Annotated in this window: 26 protein-coding genes; 13 read left to right on the forward strand and 13 right to left on the reverse strand. The window is 69.1% G+C overall.

Annotation, left to right across the window (positions count from 1 at the left end; genetic code table 11):
• Positions 1-164: 164 nt before the first annotated feature.
• From NI26_RS15860 to NI26_RS15870, 3 genes are read left to right on the forward strand one after another with little or no spacing between them, the layout of a single operon-like run.
• Positions 165-818, forward strand: coding sequence for a response regulator transcription factor (locus NI26_RS15860; protein WP_066657488.1), 654 nt, complete (start codon positions 165-167; stop codon positions 816-818).
• A 9-nt stretch (positions 819-827) separates the two neighbouring features.
• A complete protein-coding gene (locus tag NI26_RS15865) occupies positions 828-1,307 on the forward strand; it encodes a MarR family transcriptional regulator (RefSeq protein WP_066657490.1) in 480 nt (159 codons plus the stop codon).
• Between the two features lie 23 nt (positions 1,308-1,330).
• The gene (locus NI26_RS15870) at positions 1,331-1,885 is read left to right on the forward strand and encodes a GNAT family N-acetyltransferase (protein ID WP_066658855.1); all 555 of its coding nucleotides are present in this window, start codon (positions 1,331-1,333) and stop codon (positions 1,883-1,885) included.
• Between the two features lie 55 nt (positions 1,886-1,940).
• Here the strand turns inward: NI26_RS15870 and NI26_RS15875 are convergent, their stop codons facing one another.
• Positions 1,941-2,297: a hypothetical protein gene (locus NI26_RS15875; protein ID WP_066657492.1), complete on the reverse strand. Its 357-nt coding sequence runs from the start codon at positions 2,295-2,297 to the stop codon at positions 1,941-1,943.
• 245 nt (positions 2,298-2,542) lie between these two features.
• Between NI26_RS15875 and NI26_RS15880 the strand changes: the two genes are divergently transcribed.
• The gene (locus NI26_RS15880; RefSeq protein ID WP_066657495.1) at positions 2,543-4,204 is read left to right on the forward strand and encodes a putative Ig domain-containing protein; all 1,662 of its coding nucleotides are present in this window, start codon (positions 2,543-2,545) and stop codon (positions 4,202-4,204) included.
• Between the two features lie 114 nt (positions 4,205-4,318).
• On the opposite strand, the gene NI26_RS15885 is transcribed toward NI26_RS15880, so the two are convergent.
• Positions 4,319-5,053 carry an SDR family NAD(P)-dependent oxidoreductase gene (locus NI26_RS15885; RefSeq protein ID WP_144411401.1) on the reverse strand — a complete coding sequence of 245 codons (735 nt, stop codon included), beginning with the start codon at positions 5,051-5,053 and terminating at the stop codon, positions 4,319-4,321.
• A gap of 77 nt (positions 5,054-5,130) precedes the next feature.
• Here NI26_RS15885 and NI26_RS15890 point away from each other — a divergent pair, with 77 nt between their 5' ends.
• Positions 5,131-5,709 (forward strand): TetR/AcrR family transcriptional regulator, encoded by a 579-nt coding sequence (locus NI26_RS15890; RefSeq protein ID WP_066657497.1) that lies wholly within the window; start codon positions 5,131-5,133, stop codon positions 5,707-5,709.
• A gap of 36 nt (positions 5,710-5,745) precedes the next feature.
• On the opposite strand, the gene NI26_RS15895 is transcribed toward NI26_RS15890, so the two are convergent.
• Together NI26_RS15895 and NI26_RS15900 are read right to left on the reverse strand one after the other, a co-directional pair.
• Positions 5,746-6,129 carry a VOC family protein gene (locus NI26_RS15895; RefSeq protein WP_066657499.1) on the reverse strand — a complete coding sequence of 128 codons (384 nt, stop codon included), beginning with the start codon at positions 6,127-6,129 and terminating at the stop codon, positions 5,746-5,748.
• A gap of 131 nt (positions 6,130-6,260) precedes the next feature.
• Entirely contained in the window at positions 6,261-6,953 is a 693-nt protein-coding gene (locus tag NI26_RS15900) for a helix-turn-helix transcriptional regulator (RefSeq protein WP_066657501.1), read from the reverse strand.
• Positions 6,954-7,191: 238 nt separating this feature from the next.
• Here NI26_RS15900 and NI26_RS15905 point away from each other — a divergent pair, with 238 nt between their 5' ends.
• On the forward strand, positions 7,192-7,623 hold the full coding sequence (locus NI26_RS15905; protein ID WP_144411402.1) for a hypothetical protein: 432 nt from the start codon (positions 7,192-7,194) through the stop codon (positions 7,621-7,623).
• Between the two features lie 171 nt (positions 7,624-7,794).
• A complete protein-coding gene (locus tag NI26_RS15910; RefSeq protein WP_066657508.1) occupies positions 7,795-8,031 on the forward strand; it encodes a hypothetical protein in 237 nt (78 codons plus the stop codon).
• 44 nt (positions 8,032-8,075) lie between these two features.
• On the opposite strand, the gene NI26_RS15915 is transcribed toward NI26_RS15910, so the two are convergent.
• On the reverse strand, positions 8,076-8,369 hold the full coding sequence (locus tag NI26_RS15915; RefSeq protein WP_066657510.1) for a hypothetical protein: 294 nt from the start codon (positions 8,367-8,369) through the stop codon (positions 8,076-8,078).
• A gap of 107 nt (positions 8,370-8,476) precedes the next feature.
• Between NI26_RS15915 and NI26_RS15920 the strand changes: the two genes are divergently transcribed.
• A complete protein-coding gene (locus NI26_RS15920) occupies positions 8,477-8,782 on the forward strand; it encodes a hypothetical protein (RefSeq protein ID WP_066657515.1) in 306 nt (101 codons plus the stop codon).
• A gap of 361 nt (positions 8,783-9,143) precedes the next feature.
• Here the strand turns inward: NI26_RS15920 and NI26_RS15925 are convergent, their stop codons facing one another.
• Positions 9,144-10,130 (reverse strand): hypothetical protein, encoded by a 987-nt coding sequence (locus NI26_RS15925; RefSeq protein WP_144411403.1) that lies wholly within the window; start codon positions 10,128-10,130, stop codon positions 9,144-9,146.
• 467 nt (positions 10,131-10,597) lie between these two features.
• Here NI26_RS15925 and NI26_RS16705 point away from each other — a divergent pair, with 467 nt between their 5' ends.
• The 3 genes from NI26_RS16705 to NI26_RS15930 all read left to right on the forward strand — a co-directional run bounded on the left by NI26_RS16705 (position 10,598) and on the right by NI26_RS15930 (position 11,740).
• Positions 10,598-10,798 (forward strand): hypothetical protein, encoded by a 201-nt coding sequence (locus NI26_RS16705; RefSeq protein ID WP_144411404.1) that lies wholly within the window; start codon positions 10,598-10,600, stop codon positions 10,796-10,798.
• A 134-nt stretch (positions 10,799-10,932) separates the two neighbouring features.
• The gene (locus NI26_RS16710) at positions 10,933-11,148 is read left to right on the forward strand and encodes a hypothetical protein (RefSeq protein ID WP_144411405.1); all 216 of its coding nucleotides are present in this window, start codon (positions 10,933-10,935) and stop codon (positions 11,146-11,148) included.
• An 85-nt stretch (positions 11,149-11,233) separates the two neighbouring features.
• On the forward strand, positions 11,234-11,740 hold the full coding sequence (locus NI26_RS15930) for a hypothetical protein (RefSeq protein WP_144411406.1): 507 nt from the start codon (positions 11,234-11,236) through the stop codon (positions 11,738-11,740).
• Between the two features lie 838 nt (positions 11,741-12,578).
• Here the strand turns inward: NI26_RS15930 and NI26_RS15940 are convergent.
• Positions 12,579-13,220 carry a GNAT family N-acetyltransferase gene (locus tag NI26_RS15940; RefSeq protein ID WP_326998615.1) on the reverse strand — a complete coding sequence of 214 codons (642 nt, stop codon included), beginning with the start codon at positions 13,218-13,220 and terminating at the stop codon, positions 12,579-12,581.
• 65 nt (positions 13,221-13,285) lie between these two features.
• Here NI26_RS15940 and NI26_RS17305 point away from each other — a divergent pair, with 65 nt between their 5' ends.
• Together NI26_RS17305 and NI26_RS17240 are read left to right on the forward strand one after the other, a co-directional pair.
• Positions 13,286-13,420 (forward strand): hypothetical protein, encoded by a 135-nt coding sequence (locus NI26_RS17305; RefSeq protein WP_268746761.1) that lies wholly within the window; start codon positions 13,286-13,288, stop codon positions 13,418-13,420.
• Between the two features lie 20 nt (positions 13,421-13,440).
• Positions 13,441-13,683 (forward strand): GNAT family N-acetyltransferase, encoded by a 243-nt coding sequence (locus tag NI26_RS17240; protein ID WP_326998619.1) that lies wholly within the window; start codon positions 13,441-13,443, stop codon positions 13,681-13,683.
• Between the two features lie 258 nt (positions 13,684-13,941).
• On the opposite strand, the gene dnaB is transcribed toward NI26_RS17240, so the two are convergent.
• The 6 genes from dnaB to NI26_RS15975 all read right to left on the reverse strand — a co-directional run bounded on the left by dnaB (position 13,942) and on the right by NI26_RS15975 (position 19,194).
• Positions 13,942-15,306 carry a replicative DNA helicase gene (dnaB, locus tag NI26_RS15950; RefSeq protein ID WP_066657525.1) on the reverse strand — a complete coding sequence of 455 codons (1,365 nt, stop codon included), beginning with the start codon at positions 15,304-15,306 and terminating at the stop codon, positions 13,942-13,944.
• Between the two features lie 525 nt (positions 15,307-15,831).
• The gene (rplI, locus tag NI26_RS15955) at positions 15,832-16,284 is read right to left on the reverse strand and encodes a 50S ribosomal protein L9 (protein ID WP_058728351.1); all 453 of its coding nucleotides are present in this window, start codon (positions 16,282-16,284) and stop codon (positions 15,832-15,834) included.
• Between the two features lie 14 nt (positions 16,285-16,298).
• The gene (rpsR, locus tag NI26_RS15960) at positions 16,299-16,556 is read right to left on the reverse strand and encodes a 30S ribosomal protein S18 (RefSeq protein WP_017887834.1); all 258 of its coding nucleotides are present in this window, start codon (positions 16,554-16,556) and stop codon (positions 16,299-16,301) included.
• Between the two features lie 50 nt (positions 16,557-16,606).
• Complete coding sequence (locus NI26_RS15965; protein WP_066657526.1) at positions 16,607-17,197, reverse strand: single-stranded DNA-binding protein; 591 nt, start codon at positions 17,195-17,197, stop codon at positions 16,607-16,609.
• Positions 17,198-17,200: 3 nt separating this feature from the next.
• Entirely contained in the window at positions 17,201-17,572 is a 372-nt protein-coding gene (rpsF, locus tag NI26_RS15970) for a 30S ribosomal protein S6 (RefSeq protein WP_058728349.1), read from the reverse strand.
• A gap of 185 nt (positions 17,573-17,757) precedes the next feature.
• Positions 17,758-19,194, reverse strand: a complete 1,437-nt coding sequence (locus tag NI26_RS15975) for a CCA tRNA nucleotidyltransferase (protein WP_066658858.1) — start codon at positions 19,192-19,194, stop codon at positions 17,758-17,760.
• Positions 19,195-19,286: the final 92 nt, after the last annotated feature.

Consider the following 19,286-nt stretch of genomic DNA (forward strand, 5'->3'; position numbering starts at 1 on the left):
GACGGGACACCGCCGACCAGGAGAACTTGCTCCTGGGCAACCGTCGCGGTTCCCAGGCCCGGCTGCGGACGGGGTACAGCACCGTCCGTAGCGTGGTGATCCCGAACGAACCAGGGCACGATCGCGCCCGTCTCACCCCCAGGGGTGGTCCTGAGAGGATCCAGATGTCCGAGCGCATCCGCGTCGCACTCGTCAACGACTACGAACTCGTCCTGCGCGGCCTCGCCGACCTGCTCGCCCCGTTCTCGGACCGACTCGAGGTCGTGCAGCTCGACGCCCGTCACCGGGTGACCGTGGACGTCGACGTGGCGCTCTACGACACGTTCGCCCAACCGCAGCGCGACGACGAGGACGTGACCCGGCTGGCCGCGAACCCCCGCATCCGGACCGTCGCCGTCTTCACGTGGAAGATGGACCAGGACCTCATCGACGCCGCCGTGTCCCGGGGCGCGACGGGCTACTTCGCGAAGAGCTCGACCGCCGAGCAGCTCGCCGACGGGCTCCTCCGCGTCGCGGCGGGCGAGCGGGTGCTGGACGAGCCGCGACGTCGGGTGGCGAGCGGGCCGGGTGTCGACTGGCCCGGCCGCGAGCTCGGGATCTCGGACCGGCAGTCCGAGATCCTCGCCCTGATCACCCAGGGCAAGCGCAACGACGAGATCGCCGACCTGACGCACCTCAGCCCGAACACGGTGAAGACCCACATCCGCACGCTCTACAGCAAGATCGGCGCCCGGACCCGGGTCGACGCGGTGCTGTGGGGGACCGACCACGGGTTCCGGCCCGACCACCGCAGCGTCGACCGGGCCACGTCGCCGTAGGCTGGCCCGGTGGGCGACGACGATGAGCAGCAGTCACGAACGGAGTCGTCCGTCGTGGACGCGTCGGTCGTCGGGCTCGGCATCGTGCTCCGCTCCCTCGCGCCCGCGCTCGAGCAGGTGACGCTGCAGCAGTACCGGATCCTCGTCCTCCTGGCCACGCGTGGGCCGCTGCGGGCCGGGGACCTGGCCGTCGAGCTCGGGCTGCTCCCCTCCGGCATCACCCGGATGGTCGACCGTCTTGTCCGCGACGGGTGGGTGACCCGGAGGACGTCCGGTCGCGAGGTCCTGGTCACCGCCGGTGAGGACGCCCTCGCGCTCGTCGAGCACGTGCTGGCGCGTCGGGCCGTCGAGTTCCGGGCGGCGCTGCGCCGGATGACCCCCGAGGAGCGGTCCGCAGTGCGCACGGCGGCGGACGCGCTGGCACGCACCGCGATCGCGGACCCGGTGCTGGACGCACAGCTCCTGCTCGCCACCCCACCCGGACGGTGATCCCCGGGTCGTACCGTGGAGGCGTGACGATCACGCTGACCAGGACCGACCCGCAGGGCGCCGACCGGGAGGCCCTGGTCACCTTCCACACGTCTGCCCGCTTCCCCTTCCACGTCCGTCCGCAGCCCACCCGCGTCGACCTGGATCGCGCGATCGACCGCGGTGCGTTCCGCGACGACGAGCACGACTCGTGGTGGCTCGACGACGAGCGGCTCGGACGCGTCGGGCTGGTCGTCCTCGAGGACCTGCAGGACCCGGCACCACTGCTCGACCTGCGGCTCGCCCCGGCGTTCCGTGGGCAGGGACTCGGGGTGCCGGCGCTCCGAGCGGTGACCGACCACGTGTTCCGCACCATGCCCGACGTGACGCGCTTCGAGGGGCAGACGCGCGAGGACAACACCGCGATGCGACGCGTGTTCCTGCGCGCCGGGTGGGTGCAGGAGGCGCACTACCGGGAGTCGTGGCCGGTCGAGGGCGGAGCACCACTGGCATCGGTGGCGTACGGCGTGCTCCGGCGGGACTGGGAGACGGGTCGGGTGACGACGTTCGCGTGGGACGCCGTCACGCTCGACGACTGACCGAGGAGTCGTCGCGATCAGCCCGACTCGTCGCGATCAGCCCGACTCGTCACGATCAGGACGGCTCGTCGACCAGGGCGGTGAACCGACTGCCGACGCCGTACACGAGGTGCCGCGTCGTCCCGGCCGCGGGCGGCGGCACCTCGTCGTGGTCGTCGCACACGAGCAGCGTCCAGTCCGGCCACCACTTCTTCGGCCGCTCCTGCTCGGAGAACCCGCAGACGGCGCACTCCAGGTGCGTCCAGACCTTCTTCGTCCCCGTGCGGTTGCCCCGGGACTGCACCAGCCAGGCGGGCGGGTCCTGCTCGATGCGCTCGAGCTCGGCCTCGCCGATGTGCGACGGGATGCCGTGACGAGCGGCCATCTCGAGGGGGATGTCGAGCCGGATCGCGGCGTCACGGCGGGAGAGCATCCGTCCAGGGTAGGTCGTCCCGAGGTGTGCGGATGCGCCGGTTCCCGCGTCGCCACCCGGCCACCCGGGTCATCCGCGCGGCGGATCTTGCCTGAACCCCCGTTCAGCCCACGGTGGAACGACCGGTGCTGACCGGGACTTTCCCGTCTGCCCCTCGGGCGGGGGACCAGCCGCGCGCCCGGGATCCTCCTACTCTGCGCGAACCGACAGATTCCCGTTCTGTCACCTGACCCCTGGGGGAACCCGTGCGCCGTAGCACCTCCACCGCCCGACGCGCCTGCGCCGTCGGCACGACCATCGCCCTCGTCGGCCTCACGACCGGCCTCGGCATCATGACCGCGACGTCGGCCTCCGCCGTCGAGCCGACGACGAGCACCGCCGTCGCGGACGGCGGGACCACGTCGACCGACGCCCCGAGCACCGACACCCCGAGTACCGACGCGCCGAGCACGGAGGCACCCGCGACGGGGACCCCGACCTCGGACGCCCCCGCCGCCGATGCACCGTCGACGGCTGCTCCCACGACCGACGCCCCCGCCACCGAGACACCCGCCACCGACGCGCCGACCCCGTCCGAGGGCGACGAACCGACCGGCTCCTCGACGACCGCCGACCGCCCCGCGGCCGCCGGCACCGTGACGATCGACGGCGTCGCCGCGGTCGGGTCGAAGCTCACTGCCGAGCCCTCGGGCTTCACCGCCCCGACGAACCTCAGCTACTCGTGGACCGTCGACGGCACGTCCGTCAGCCAGGGCCAGAGCTACGTGGTGAAGCCCACCGACGCCGGCAAGGTCGTCATGGTCGCCGTCACGAACACGCAGGGCGGGATCGCCGTCGAGTCCGAGTCGGCCCAGACCGACCCGATCACGCAGGCCCCGGTCTTCGTCGACGAGGACGGCGAGCCGGTCACCGACGGCATCACGACCGAGGGCGACCTGACCCTCACCGCGACCGCGGGCGAGGCGTTCTCGTACACCTTCCGCGCGATCGGCTCGCCGAAGCCCGTGCTCGCCCTCGACTTCTACAACACCGAGGACGGCGAGGACGCGGACGGCTGGACCCCGGCCGACCAGCTGCCCGAGGGGATCTCGTTCGACCCGGCGACCGGCGTGCTCAGCGGGACGACCGTCGATGCCTCGTACTGGGACTTCGCCGTCACCGCGACGAGCGGGACCGAGACCGTGACGCAGACCGTCGAGCTCGACGTGCAGGCCGCCGCACCGGTCGGGCTCGAGGCGACCGCGGTCGACCGCGCCGACTTCATCGACTACGCGAAGGCCGGCTTCCCGGTCGGCTGGTTCGACGACGAGGCGACGAAGAAGGCCGGCTCGCTCCGGTCCTGGATCATCAAGGCCGACGGGTCGGTCGTCACCGAGCACACCGACTGGGAGCAGACGCCCTTCGGCGGGTCGGAGTTCATCGACGAGGTCCCCGGCGGCACCCCGACCGTCCCGCAGGGCGGCACGCTGCTGCTGTCCGGCACCCTGGTCGACGAGTTCGGCAACGCGGTCGAGGACGAGGAGGACGACCTCGGCGTGACCACCATCGACGTCCGCTCGAACGTCGCGTCCGACGTCGTGGAACAGGACTCCCTGCTCGGTGACTCGGGCTTCGTCGGGGTCACCTTCCCGCACGCCTCGGTGCACCGCCTGACGGTCAGCGCGTCCGACTTCAGCACCGCGTTCGACGTGCAGGTGACGCCGACGCCGGTCGCGGCCGTCCCGGGCGGCACCACGACACCCGCTGCGGTGCAGCACGGCACCGCGTCGGCGCCGAAGGGCCACGGCCGGCTCGCCTACACCGGCGCCGACGAGACCTCGCCGATCGCCTGGGCACTCGGTCTGCTCGTCGCCGGTGCCGGCCTGATCGGCGCACGCACGCTGCGTCGTCGACGCGCCCGTTCCTGACCCGGTCCCTCCCGTCCGTCAGGTGCCCACCTGACGGACGGGAGGTTCCTCCCGCGGCCCCGCCACGTCCCTCCCGGACGCAGCGGGGCCGTCGCGCGTCCGTGGACGGGTGGGTCAGACGGCGATGCGGCCGCCGTCGACGGGCAGGACCGCGCCGTGCACGAAGGACGCCGCGTCGGCCGCGAGGAACGCGATCGCCTCGGCGACCTCCTGCGCGGAGCCCGGGCGACCCGCCGGACCGGCCGCGGCCAACTGGTCGAGTGCCTCACCCATGGCCGCGGTGCCCTCGGTACGGGTCGGTCCGGGGCTGACCGCGTTCACGCGGACGCCGGAGGGACCGAACTCGGCCGCCCACGACTTCGTCAACAGGACCAGCGCCGCCTTGGTCGAGCCGTACAGGCCCATGCCGGCGGCGCCGAACTCGGCGACCATCGTGGTCACGTTGACGATCGCGCCCGTGCCACGCTCCGCCATGCCCGGCGCGAGCGCTGCGACGAGGAAGTACGGCGCCTTGACGTTGAGGTCGTAGACCTCGTCGAACCCCTCGGGCGTGGTGTCGGCGGTCGGGCCGAACGGGAAGATGCCCGCGCTGTTCACGAGCACGTCGACCCGACCGTCACCGATGCGCAGCGCCGCAGCGGCGAGGGCCCTGGCGCTCTCCGCGTCGCCGAGCTCGGCGCGCACGAAGTCTGCGGTACCGCCGGCCGCGCGGATGCCGCGGACGACCTCCTCGCCGCGCTCGGCGCTGCGGCCGGACACGACGACGTGCACGCCGCGCGAGGCGAGGAGCTCGGCGGTCGCGCGGCCGATGCCGCTGGTGGAACCGGTGATGAGGGCGGTGGTGCTCATGGGACAGTCCTAACTGAACAGATCTGTTTGGTTTGTGGTGCTGGTAACTGTACAGATCGGTGCAGTAAAGTCAAACCATGGCCGAGCCCACCAAGACACGCCGCCGTCCCGCGTACGAACGCGCCGTCGCGACCGCCGACCGCCTGTTCTACGAGCAGGGCATCCACGCCGTCGGGGTCGACCAGGTCGCGGCAGCAGCGGACATCTCGAAGGCGAGCCTCTACACGCACTTCCGCACGAAGGACGACCTCGTGCTCGGCTACCTGCGCGGCCGGAGCACCGCCTGGCAGGACCACGTCGCGACCGAGCTCCCGCAGCGCGGGGCGACACCGCAGGAGCGGATCGTCGCCGTGTTCGCGCTGCTCGGCGAGTGGTTCGACGAGCCCGGTTACCGCGGGTGCCCGTTCATCAACGTCGAGGCCGAGTACGGCGCCGGACACCCCACGCACGAGGTGACGCTCGAGCACCGCGACTGGGTGCGCGGACTGTTCAGCGGCCTCCTGGCAGAAGCCGGCTCCTCGGACGTCGACGGCACCGCGCTCCAGCTCTGCCTGCTCTACGACGGCGCCATGGCCAGTGCGCAGGCCGACCCGTCCCGACCGTGGGCCCGGGCGGCAGCGGCAGCCGCACGGGCACTGCTCGGACCGGCGCTGTAGCCGGTCCGCCGGGAGGGGCGCGGCCCGACCTCGTGGTCACCGGGCGCGGTCGGGCGCCGGCCTGCTGAACAGGTTGACGACGTTGCCGTCGGGGTCACGGACCAGCGCGGAGCGGTTGCCCCAGGGCATCGTGGTCGGCTCGAGGACGACGTCCTCCGGTCCGAGCCGGAGCTCCGCGAAGGCGCCGTCGACGTCGGCGACCGCGAACTCGATGATCACCGACCGGTTCGTGGCGGGCGTCAGGGCCCCGCCGAGCATCGCGACGGTGGCGGTACCGGCGATCGCGAGGGCCGCGCCGGGGCCGGTGAACTGCGCGAAGACGGGTGCGGGGCGTTCGGCGCGCTGGCCGGTGACCCGCTCGTAGAAGGCGACGAGACCGTCGAGGTCGTCGGTGACGATGCGGATGGATGCGAACGACAAGGGGTCCTCCGGTGGTGCTGGTGCTGACGTGGTCGGCGCCCAGCCTCACCGGGGGTCGCGACACCGTCCTGTCGGTGTTCGCGGGATCCCGTCCGTGTCCGCGGGATCCCGTCGTGCGGTCGCGGCTGCGGTCAGTCGACGACCGGGCGCAGTCGCCCGTACGCGATGCCCAGGTCCTCGGTCCGGAGCACGCGCCTCGGTGGTCGTTCGTCGGTGACCTCGATCGCCACCATCCGGTCGGCGCGGAACGCACGGACGCCGTCACGCAGTCGGCACCACGCGACCAGGTACCACTGCCCGTCCTTCTCGATCGATCCCAGCGGTTCGACGTCCCGGATCGAGACCGCGCCGTCCGCAGCCCGGTACCGCAGGCGCACCACCCGGTCCGCACCCAGCGCCTCCGCGAAGGCGACCGGCGTGACGGGGTCCTCGTCGGCCTCCAGGAAGTGCACCCGGGACGCAGCGGCACCAGCGCGAGCCGCGTCGCGGTCCGGCATGACCGCGAGCACCTTGCGTGCCGCGGTCCGGGCAGCCTGCCGGAACGGGCTGTTGCCGAGGGCGCCGAGGCCGATCAGCACCGCGAGGGCCTCGTCCGGCGTGAAGCCGGCGGGGCCGAGCGTCGCCGAGGCGTCGATGACGTACCCGCCGGTGCGGCCGGGCTCGGCCCAGATCGGCAGACCCGACTGCTGCAGCGCCGCCAGGTCCCGCTCGACGGTCCGCACGGACACCTCGAACCGCTCCGCGAGACGCCGTGCGCTCCGCGGCCGGGGTGCGGCGGCCCGGAGCTCCTCCACGATGCCGTAGAGGCGGTCGGTGCGGTTCACGGACCCATCATCCGGCAGGGCGGACCGGTCCGCAGACGTCGGGTCCCCGAGCGCCCTTCGGTGCGACGGTGCTCACACGTTCGCGAGCCGACCAGGCGGGAGTCGAGCCAGCACGCCCCCCGGGCAGCGCCCCCTGCGCGACGCAGCATCTCGATCCGGCGTTCGGAGCGGCGCGAGCGGATGCTTCTCGTTGACTCAGACGACCGTCAGGCCGTCAGACCGCTGTTACCTTCAGCCCATGAGTACCGGGCATGGCAATGCACCGCTTCGCTTGACTCCGGCGGTACGGATCGCAGCGGTGCTCGCCGCCGCGTACGGCTTCTCGCTCGTCGCGCTGGCAATCGTGCTCGCCACGGATCAGGCCCTCCATCGAGGAAACGTCGGCCACCTCCACAGCCTCGCTGCGTCTCGCGGGGTCGTGTACTTCATCGTTGCGTGTATTGCCGGCGCTGCTCTGCTGATGACGGGCAGCGTCCGAGCATGGCGCGGCGCGAGGGGGCTTCCAGCGCTCATCCCCCTCGGACTCATCGTTGCCATCGGTTGTATCGGCGAGCCGATCGACATCTTGACCGGTCAGAGCTTGAGCTCCGACATCACCGGTGTGGCGATCATCTGCGCCGCCGCCCTCCCGGCAGTACTCCTGATCCTGCCCCGAAAGGACACTGCGTAGCGATCGGCTGATGAAACGGCGGCCGTCTGGCCGTCAGCCGATGCCGAGACGCGTTCTTGCTGACCGATCGGCTGTCGAGATGCGAGCCGTAGTTTTCATCGCCGACTGGTTTGATGAGCTGTGCGACGACAACGCGGAGAACCGGACACGCGCAAGCCAAACCTGGCACTCGTGCTGGCGCTCGTCGCCGGATTCTTCTGGCTCCTCGCGCTTGCGCTGCCGATCTACTTGCTCGCCCTCATCGGCAACCTCCCCGGGGAGGACCCCGAGCGCGCCGAGCGGTCCCTTGTCATCGCTTCCGGCGCTTCCTTGAGTTCCGTGCTCCTCGCAGTCCCGGCAACGATCGGCTCTTTCGTTGTGCGCCGCGCAGGAGTCCGCAGAACCAGCGCCGGAGCGGAATCGACCTGAGATCCGTGTCCGACAGCCGATAGGTGTCCGGACGGCTCTAGGGTCTACAACCCCTTGCGCTTATTGGTCTCCCAGTAGCCGAGCACCACGTCGTCTCCCTCCGGCAGCTCTCGTTCGACAAGCAGCAGCAGACGACGTCCTTGGCGTTCGTGGGAGCGCGCAGCCTCCTCAGTCGGCCAGCCAGTTTCGATGCCGTAGTTCTCGTTGAAGTCGCGAGCCCATTCGAGAATCTCGCGCTCAAGTCGGGGCGTGAAGGACGGCGTGCCAGCGTCGCAAGGACCGTCGTCGTGCCACAGCGGCCAGTCGAGGCTGTACTCATTCATCAGCCGGTAGCGCACACCAGCAGGATGGCACAGGTAGCGAGACCCTGTCCGAGCCCGATCTCCCGGAGGATGTCGTCGAGCTGCCGCTGCCGCCCTTCGACCAACTCTCCGACCAGGCCAGCATGGACGGTCTGAGCGACACGGACCTCGAGCAGTTCCGCATGCAGGCCGTGTCGCAGCCCGCCTCCGTCCTGCGCGATCCGGTCGTGTTGCACGATCAGGGAAGCACGCCTGTGCCGACCACACTGGTGTGTTGTTCCTTCCCGAGCGCGCAGGTCCTCGAGCTTGCCCGCGCGGGGCATCCGATGTTCGCGCCGATCGCAAAGCTCGAGCGAGTCGACGTCGTCGATCTCCCGACCGGGCACTGGCCGATGTGGAGTCGTCCAGAAGAGCTGGGACGGCTGATCGCCCAGGAGTCCGCGCGGTAGTGGCGCCTTCGACGACGACGTCCGGAAGCTCAGCGGTTACCGGACGCTCGGCGATGAGAACCGATGCTTCACTTTGGTCTCCGCCCTGAGCGCGGGATCCAGATCGCGACTCCCGCGTGGGTCGACACCTCGACGAGCGACGACCGCCCCAGCATCGAAGGCTGCTGGGGCGGTCGTCGCCTCACCGCGGTCCTGGCCTCTGCCGCTTCCGTCGGGCGATCACGGCATCTCCAGCGATGAGGGCGAGTGCTGAGGCGGCTCCGATGATGGCGAGCAACCACCAGCCTATGTCGGTGAGGAAGCCGATCAAGCCGAGGACGACGATGGGAATCGGAATGTATTTCAGCAAGTTCATTGCACCTCAACTGCAGTTGCTTCGAGCGGTCTTCACGAAGGGTCGAGACTCGCCGCCGATCTTCGTCTGGTAGCAGGAGTTGCCCGCGTACTTCTTGTTCGAGTAGATCTTCGCGATGCTCGTGAAGACCTGCTTCACCGTCACTCCTCCAACGGCGGTGCAGAGGATCGCGGCCGCTTTCGCGGGTCCCGCCGGGAGTTTGGTCGCGCCCCCGCAGATGGCGGCAGCGCTGAGTCCCGTAACGGCTGCCACTGCCGTAGCGATCGCCTTCATCTCCGCTCCGGTCAGGTTGATGTACGCGCCGGGCCCGTAAGGAGTGCCGGTGATACCCGCAGTGATCTTCGGATCTGCGACCACTGGGTACGTGGTTCCTGCATTCCTGTGTTCGACCACCTGGACGAGGCGTCCGCTGTCCACCTCGTAGTGGGTCGGGACAGTGACACCAGCCGCGTCCTTTGCCCAGGGAGCGTCGATGATGCCTGCGACGGGCGGCACGGTGTCGTCCGTCTCCGGGCTGTCGAAGAGCACGACTGAACCGTCCTCGTTCAGAACTGGGACGACCGAGTCCGGCAGTGCGTACGTGAAGCGCGACGGCGCGGCGTTGTCCTGCAGGACTGCCTGGACGCGCACTCCATCGCTGAGCGCCTGTGCTGCCACGTCAGTCGACGTCGCGGCGTTGGCGTAGACGACCGTACCGTCCGCCGCAGCTTGCCCGACCGCGTTCCGTGCAGCCCCCGGCAGGCCGAAGCGCAATGTGCCGTCCGCAGTTGCGAGCTCGATCGCACCGGCGGTGTCTTCTGGGAGCGTCGTCACCGACGAACCACCGTCCTGCACATCCAATTCAGGAGCAACGCGCGCGATGTCCTGAGCAACTGCGTCCGCGTCCGAGGTGCCGTCGGCGTGCGCCACTCCAGCGCCTGCCAGAACCAGTGCTCCAGCAGCAACGGTGGCCAAGAGTGCGTGTGTCCTCACCTGCATGTTCGATCCCCTCATCGTCCAGTGGGCAGTGCGCCGGTCGGAGCTTGACAGCTACGCGAGGGCCCGCGCATCCAGCCGAGGAGGGAGGCGCTCTGGCCAGACGGCCAGCACGTGACCCCAGGCGGACGTCTGAAGTGCACCTCAGCTGAACGTAAGGATCCGTGACCGGCTCGGTTCGACAAAGGCGGGCTCTCTGACCTCCTCGTGGATCTGAGGCTTCCAGCTGACCGTGATGGCGGGTCAGCTGGTCGGGGTGTGGAGGCGAGCAGCACTGGGGTGCGGCGCGTCAGCCGACGGCGTCGCATTGGGGAGTGTCGAGTTCAGGGCACCGAAAAGGACGCGGATTGCCCGCAGTTCGAGGCGATGGTCGGGTCGTACGAGGACGGGGACATGCCCTCCCCCTCCACAGAGTCCCGATAGCCGATCAACTACCGGACAGCTGAGATCAAGCCTCGCCGTCTGCTGCTCGCTACCTTCGATTCATGAGCAAGTCATCGTTCTGGCGTCGGGCGAGCATTGCTACCGCCTCCCTTGTGCTGGGCCTGGCGTGCCTACTGACGCCAGCGCGGACCGCGATCACGACACACGGCTTCCCGACGTGGGTCCTCGCCGTCGTTCTTCTGATTGGCGGCGCGGGCTTGTGGGTTGATGCGCTGATCGGCCGAGCTCGAGATCGCGATTGAGTCGAAGGGGTTGGAAATTTCCGGCTGCTCTTCTCAGTGCTCGTCAGCTGTGCTCTCGACGTCACATCGGCGTATCAGATGACAAGCCCCATCGGGCGTTACGGCTGCCTTTCTGCACGGTGCAAGATGGGGTCGTGAGCAAAGAACCCGAGAAGAAGCGAACGTGGTCGCGTGGCACCATGATTCTCGTCGGATCCTTGGTCGTCCTGTCCCAAGTGCTCACGATCACGTCCCGAATTCTTGACGGCGACAGCTTCTTCAGCCCGTGGGTCATCTTCAGCGCGGCCCTCGCCGTAATCGGTGCAATCTTCGCCGGGATCGCGCTCACCAGGACGAAGCGGTCTCGCTGACGCCTCTCGCGTCCGGTAGCCGATCGGCTATCGAGACGGCATGGTGGGCTGTTCCTCTGGTTTGGGCGCGGCCTAGGCTGAACGGATGTCTCGCGTCTCTGACAATTTCGGTTCTATGACGGTGACTGAGTCCGGCGGGACGCCCGGGCGTCGGACGTTGCTGTCTGTCTTGCCGTTGACGACGGCGTGGGCGGGGGCCGCAGCTGTTGTCGCCGTCCCGATCGCGGGCGTTGTCGTCGGTGCCGTTGTCGAGCGTTCGACCAGTGGTTTGTCGTTCATCCCGATCATGGTTCCGGTGCTCGTGGGAGCGGCGGCGGCCACATTCGTGTTCGGGCTCGCTGCTGGAGCGTTGGCGGGTCTACCGGATTGGTTCCTGCGTCGACGTCCACTCGGCACGGTCGGCGCCGTTGCGGCCGTCGTGATCCTGACTCTGGTCGTGGCGGGCGCATCGAGCGCCGCGTTTCTGGTGGCGCCCTACTTGATCCCATGGCCGGTACTGACGCAGGTGTGCGTCGTGGCAGCAACGACAGCGATCGCGACGCTGGTGGTCGTCGCCTTGCACCGCCGACGCGAACGTCAACGACACCAGTAGACGAGCGGCGTCGCTGCTGCCCCTATTCGGCGGAACGGTGTCCGGAGGACCATCGGCTAGCGAGACAAACCCTCAAGCGACTACTGGCCCGAACCAGAGCAACACGGGTCCCAGGGCAAGCAGGACCGCACTCGCGGCCATGACTGCCTCGCTGCGCTTAGCCCCTGCTTCCTTTCGGGACCGTGCCGCTAGCGCGAGGGCGGTCCAGGTTCCGCCCCACGGTCCTACGGCCAGTAAGAAGACAATCGGGTAGAGGAAGAGGGTGCCCTCGCTGCCGGTTAGGAGCACGGGGAGCCACATGATCGCCCAAAGGATCGCGAAGCCCGCCGCAGAGCAGATCAGCAGCGCCAGCGCTGTGCTGTAACGCCCGTTGGTCGGCGACTCAGGCTGAACAAGCGTCCACATAGCATGATGCTAGCCAGACTGTCGCTGCCGCGTCGGCTATCAGACGCAGGGGGACGGGGCACAGTAGTGCCATGTCTTGGCTCGCGGCGCAAATCTTCCAGCGGAACCAAGACCGTCGCGCGCGTCAGCATGCAGCTCACAGGCTGGCTGCACCCCCGGCGCTTCACCCGATTCTGGGAGTTGGAGGTCGGTCGATTCAACTCTCGATCGCCTCGGACGTCCCTCCCGACCCTGGCGCGTTTGAACTTGCAGCCGAGCACATACACACTCTCGTGATGCAGCAAGACACTGAACGTAGCGACCTCTTACAGGCGGCGCGGTGGCTTCGTGGTCTCTGGTCCCCCGAGGCCCCCGCGTCAGTCCTCGCTCGACTCGACGACGACCTCGAGGAGCTTGGCCGCCGTCAGACGAAGGGGTATTAGTAGCCGATCGGCTACCGGGCAGGCGCGTCGGGTAATGACACGGTGAACTTGAAGCCCACGTGCGAGTCGATGAAACCGAGACGACGGTAGAAGCGGTGCGCATCGGTACGCGCAGCGTCGGAGGTCAGCTGCACCAGCGGAGTCCTGAGTTCGATCGCGGCCTGCGCGACAACCCATCGCATCAGACTCGTTCCGACGCCCGAAGACCGCTCTGTGCCGGCGACGCGGACTGCCTCGACCAGCAGCCGGGCACTGCCTCGTCGAGCCATTCCGGGGATGACCGTCAGCTGCAGCGTGCCGATGACGGCTGCGAGCTCGTCTTCCAGGACGAGCACATCATTGCTCGGGTCGCCGATGATGCGTTGCAAGGCTTCCGCATAGGCCGCCTCGTCCGCGGTGCTCCCCACGTCGCCACGCCCGGCGCTGATCGGATCGTCCGACAGGAGCCGGATGATCGGATGCAGGTCCGCGGCTGTGGCCCGTCGGAGCAGCAGCTCACGGTCGCGGGAGGGGATGGTGGCGGGGAGAGTCAATCCAGAGATCACACCGCATTGTCTCTGACGTACAAGAGTCAGGAAGCAGACCGCCACCGCAGTGAAGCGGACACGGATGAAGGATGCAGATGCGGTGCGGCGAGCAATCAACTGACGCACCTACAGCTCATCGTGACCGTCCCGATAGCCGATCGGCCACCGGACGCCGCTGGAACGATGAACGTGTGACGTTCCACACCATGACCGAGCATGACGTCGAACCCATTCGTGCTTTCCTGCGCGACGCCGACCTGACCCTTGCCGGTCTCGACGAGCCGACCGTTCACCTCTGGATCGAACAGGAGAAGCGGGGACAGTAATCGGTAGCACCGGCTTCGAGCTGAGCCGGGACGGCACCGACGCGCTGATCCGGAGCGTCGCCGTGGCACCCGACCGTCGTGCGGCCGGTGCCGGCTCGCGCCTCGCCATGTTCGCACTCGAACAAGCGGCACAGGCCGGGGCATCGTGCGCCTGGCTGTTCTCTCGACGATCGGGGCCGTTCTGGCAGAAGCTCGGCTTCACCAACGCCGACCGAGAACGCCTGGCGGCCGTGTTGCCCGAGACGCAACAGGTTTGCCTCTGACTCGGCAACACCGAACGCGGAGCCATCCAGCGCGGGCGAGGTCGGCGCGTCGCTGAGGCGTCTGCTAGCGCTGGCTGTCGGGAACTCTTGTCTCAGATGGGTGGACCGCGATCCTTCTCGGTGAAGGTGCGTCATGCGGACTCTTCGCGCGCGCTCCCCGGACCCGGGGTGGGCGACGGACCGGCGCCCCCGCGCCCACGGGAACGGCGACGAGTTGTGCGCGAAGGAAACGGGTCATGGGCGCGGCGACAGGTCGCCCTACTGCGGCATGTCGACGAACCGCGAGAACATCCCGTGGAACGCCACCGTGATGGTGTCCGTCGGGCCGTTGCGGTGCTTCGCCACGATGAGGTCCGCCTCACCCTGACGCGGGTTGTCCTTCTCGTACGCCGACTCACGGTGCAGCAGGATGACCATGTCGGCGTCCTGCTCGATGGAGCCCGACTCACGCAGGTCCGAGATCATCGGCTTCTTGTCGGCGCGCTGCTCGGGACCACGGTTCAGCTGCGACAGCGCGATGACCGGCACGCCGAGCTCCTTCGCCATGAGCTTCAGCGCACGCGAGAACTCCGAGACCTCCTGCTGACGGCTCTCGACCTTCTTGCCCGAGGTCATCAGCTGCAGGTAGTCGATGACCACGAGCTTGAGGTTGTGCTGCTGCTTCAGCCGGCGGCACTTCGCCCGGATCTCCACCAGGGTCATGTTGGGGGAGTCGTCGATGAAGAACGGGGCGTCGTTGATGCGCCCGCGGGTCTGCGCGATGGTCGTCCAGTCACGGGAGTCGACGGTGCCCTTGCGCATGTTCTGCAGCGGCACGCTCGACTCGGCGGAGAGCAGGCGCATCGCGATCTCGGCGCGACCCATCTCGAGCGAGAAGAACGCGGCGGTCTGGTCGTGCTTGAGCGCTGCGGCGCGGCACAGGTCGAGGGCCAGGGTCGACTTGCCGAGCGCGGGTCGGGCGGCGACGATGATGAGCTGCCCGGGGTGGAAGCCGTTCGTCAGGGCGTCGAGGCCACTGAACCCGGTCGGGACGCCGGTCATCTGCCCGTCGCGCCCCTTGGCGGCCTCGATCTCGTCGATCGCGGCGCCGATGGCATCGGTCAGGGGCACGTAGTCCTCGGTCTGCACGCCGCCGGCGACGTTGTAGACCTCCGCCTGCGCGCTGTTCACGAGGTCGGTGACCTCACCCTCGGACGCGTAGCCCATCTGCACGATGCGGGTGCCCGCGTCGACCAGACGGCGGAGCACGGCCTTCTCGGCGACGATCGCTGCGTAGTACCCGGCGTTCGCCGCGGTCGGCACCATGCTCGTGACGCTGTGCAGGTACTCGGCGCCGCCGGCCCGGGAGAGCAGTCCGGTCTTGGTCAGCTCGTCGGTGACGGCGATCACGTCGGTGGGCTCACCGTGCGAGTACAGCGACAGGATCGCGTCGAAGATGACCTCGTGCTTCGGGATGTAGAAGTCCACCCCGCGCGCGGTCTCGATGACGTCGGCGACGGCGTCCTTCGACAGCAGCATGCCGCCGATGGTGGACTGCTCCGCGAGCAGGTCGTGCGGCGGCGTCCGCTCCGAACCCCGTTCGGACAGGTCCTGCGGGGACGGATCGAGATGCGCGATCGACACACGGACTCCCTCTTGTCGTGACGGTGCGGGCCTCGGCCCACACCGGCTTTCCTACCCCGGACGACCGACATCCCCAGCCCTCCGCCGAGTCGCTGGGCCAAGCTACGGGGACAGAGTTATCCCCAGCAAACGGCCCTGTGGATAACTCTGTGGAGAGGATGCGGAACACGCCGGACACGCATGTGCAAAACTGTGGATGGACGTGTGGACAAGTCGGCGTTCGAACACGTGTTCTTGCCCTGGACCTGGGCTTTTCCGTTCCACACCGTGTGTGGAGAACCGCGGTTCAAGTACACCTTGAAGGTTCCGATTCGGGGCGTTTCGACTGTGTAAAACGACTTGACAACAGGCCCTCCTGTGGGGAGCGTTCTCGGGTCGCTCCCAGCAAGCCCGGACGGGCGCGAGGGGTAACCGCCCAACGCAGCAACACCTGTCCCACAGCAACACCCGCGCGCGGCGAGCCGCGCGCACGACGAAGGGCGGGCCTCCCGGAGGAGACCCGCCCTTCGACGGTGGTGACGCTGCTTACTTGGCGGCGACGACCTGCAGGGAGATCACCGCGGTGATGTCCTCGCGCAGACGCACGGTGGCCTCGTGGTCACCGACGGTCTTGATGGTCGCGGGGACCTCGACCTTGCGCTTGTCCAGCGAACCGACGCCCTGCGCCTGGACCGCGTCGGCGACGTCCGCCGGGCGGACCGAGCCGAACAGGCGGCCGTCCTTGCCGGCCTTGACGGTCAGCTTGATGGTCGCGTTCTCGAGCTTCATCTTGAGGTCCTGGGCCTCTTCGATGGTGGCGAGCTCGCGAGCGGCACGGGCCGCACGGATCGACTCGACCTGCTTCTCGCCGCCCTTGGACCACGCGACGGCGAAGCCCTGGGGGATGAGGTAGTTGCGGGCGTAGCCGTTCTTGACGTCGACGACGTCACCGGCGGAACCGAGGCCGGAGACCTCGTGGGTGAGGATGAGCTTCGACATGGTGATCCTCCTGATCAGCGGCCGGAGCCGGCGTAGGGGAGGAGCGCCATCTCACGGGCGTTCTTCACGGCACGGGCGATGAGGCGCTGCTCCTGGACGGAGACGCCGGTGATGCGACGGGCGCGGATCTTGCCACGCTCCGAGATGAACTTGCGCAGGGTCGCGACGTCCTTGTAGTCGATGACGCCGACCTTGATCGACTTCGCGGGAGCGGCGTTCTTGCCGCCCTTGCCGCGAGGCTTCCGGCGGTCGCCGGTGCTCTTTCCAGCCATTGTTTGTCCTTAGAGAAGAAGAAGTTGTGTGTCCGTCAGACCGCTGAGGATCAGAACGGGGTCTCGTCGTCGTACGAGCCGCCGGGCTGGCTCCACACGTCGTTCGACTGTGCGTTGCCGCCCTGCTGGCCGCCCTGGGGCGACCACGGTGCGTCCGACTGACCGCCGCCGCTGTTGTTGTTCCAGCCGCCGCCGTTCCCGCCCTGGCCACCGCCGGAGCCAGCGCCGTTGTTCACAGCGCCGCCGCCGACCTGGCCACGACCGCCACCGGAGCCACCCGCAGCGCGGGTGATCTGGGCGGTCGCGTAGCGGAGCGACGGGCCGATCTCGTCGACCTCGAGCTCGATGCTCGTGCGCTGCTGGCCCTCACGGTCCTGGTAGGAGCGCTGACGGAGACGACCCTGCGCGATGACGCGCGAGCCCTTCGTCAGCGAGCCCGCCACGTGCTCGGCGAACTCGCGCCACACGCTCGCACGGAGGAACAGCGCGTCGCCGTCCTTCCACTCGTTCGCCTGACGGTCGAACGTGCGAGGGGTGGAGGCGATGGTGAAGTTCGCCACCGCGAGCCCGTTCTGCGTGTACCGCAGCTCCGGGTCTGCGGTGAGGTTGCCCACCACCGTGATGACGGTTTCGCCGGCCATGAGCTACTCGGCGCTCGCGGTCGCGTTCGCGGCCTTGCGGGCCGCGCGGGCCTCGTCGCGCTGCTTCTGCGCGGCGACCTGGGCGATCGCCTCTTCGGCGCGGAGGACCTTCGTGCGGAGCACGGCCTCGGAGAGACCGAGCTGACGGTCGAGCTCCTTGGCGGCCTCGGGCGTCGAGGTGAAGTCGACGACGGCGTAGATGCCCTCGGACTTCTTCGCGATCTCGTAGGCCAGGCGACGACGGCCCCAGACGTCCACGTTGTCGACGGTGCCACCGTCGTTGCGGATGACCGCGAGGAACTTGTCCAGGCTGGGAGCGACGGTGCGCTCGTCGATCTCGGGGTCGAGGATCGCCATCAGTTCGTACTGGTGCATGCGGAACCCACCTCCTTTGGTCTCGGCGGCTCCGGGCGGTTCCCGGAGCAGGAGGGTTGATGCATGTGTCCGGACACGCAGGAGCGCGTGGACAACTCGAGTAGCTTAGCCCACGGCCTGGAGGCGCGCCACCGGTCGTGCAGAGCGGCCGGCGTCGTCAGGCGGTCGCCGTCAGGCGGTCGCCGTCAGGTGGTCGCGTCGCGCTCGGCCCACCAGGCGCGCAGGCGCTGCTCGGCCTCGTCGGTGCCGAGGGGACCCTCGTCCATGCGGACCTCGAGCAGGTGGCGGTACGCCTCGCCCACAGCACGCCCCGGCGGGATGTCGAGGATCCGCATGATGTCGTCGCCCGTCAGGTCCGGACGGATCGAGTCGAGTTCCTCCTGGTCGGCCAGCGCCGTGATGCGGTCCTCGAGGTCGTCGTACGCGAAGCCGAGCCGGTCGGCCTTGCGGCGGTTCCGCGTCGTGACGTCCGAGCGGGTGAGCTCGTGCAGGCGCTCGAGCAGCGGGCCGGCGTCCCGGACGTAGCGGCGGACGGCGGAGTCGGTCCAGGCACCCTCGGTGTAGCCGAAGAACCGCAGGTGCAGCTCGATCAGTCGGGAGACGGCGGCGATGGTGTCGTTGTCGAACCGCAGCGCCCGCAGTCGCTTCTTCGCGAGCTTCGCGCCGACCAGGTCGTGGTGGTGGAAGCTGACGGCACCGCCGGGCTCGAGCTTGCGGGTGGCCGGCTTGCCGATGTCGTGCAGCAGGGCCGCGAGCCGGAGCACGGTGTCGGGGGCCTCGCCCGGGTGCCGCTCGGCCTCGTACCCGATGGCCTGGGACAGCACCGTCAGCGAGTGCTCGTACACGTCCTTGTGGTGGTGGTGCTCGTCGATCTCCAGCCGCATCGCGGGGAGCTCGGGCAGGAAGCGCTCGGCGAGCCCGGTGTCCACGAGCAGGCGGATGCCGGGGACCGGCTCGGACGTGTTCAGCAGCTTCACGAGCTCGTCACGCACCCGCTCGGCCGACACGATGTCGATCGAGTCGGCGAGGTCCGTCATCGCGGCACGCACCTCGTCGGACACCGTGAAGCCCAGCTGCGCGGTGAATCGTGCGGCGCGCATCATGCGCAGGGGGTCGTCGCGGAACGAGACGGGCGCCGCCTGCGGGGTGTGCAGGCGCCCGGCGAGCAGGTCCTCGACCCCGCCGTGCACGTCGACGAGCTCACGCTGGGGGAGGCGGAGCGCCATGGCGTTCACCGTGAAGTCACGGCGGAGCAGGTCGTCCTCGATGGTGTCGCCGAACGCCACCTCGGGCTTGCGGGTCTCGCCGTCGTACACGTCGCTGCGGTAGGTCGTGATCTCGACCTGCTCGCCGGCGACCCGGGCGGCGATGGTGCCGAACTGCCGACCGACGTCCCACGTCGCGCTCGCGATCGGCTCGACGATGCGCAGGACGTCGTCGGGGCGGGCGTCGGTCGTGAAGTCGAGGTCGGTGACGGCACGGCCGAGGAAGGCGTCGCGGACGGGGCCGCCGACCAGCGCCAGCTCGTGTCCGGCGTCGGCGAACGCCCGAGCGAGGACGGCGACGGGCTCGGTGGCTGCGAGTGCGTCGAGTCGTTCGACGGCCTGGGCAACGGACTGCATGACGGACCTCATCCTCCCAGATCGGTGCGCCGAGTTCTCCACACGGCCCGCGCGCACGGGATCGTCCCCGTCCGCCCCTCGTACACTCGTGC

It is taken from the genome of Curtobacterium sp. MR_MD2014 (assembly GCF_000772085.1).
GTDB lineage: Bacteria > Actinomycetota > Actinomycetes > Actinomycetales > Microbacteriaceae > Curtobacterium.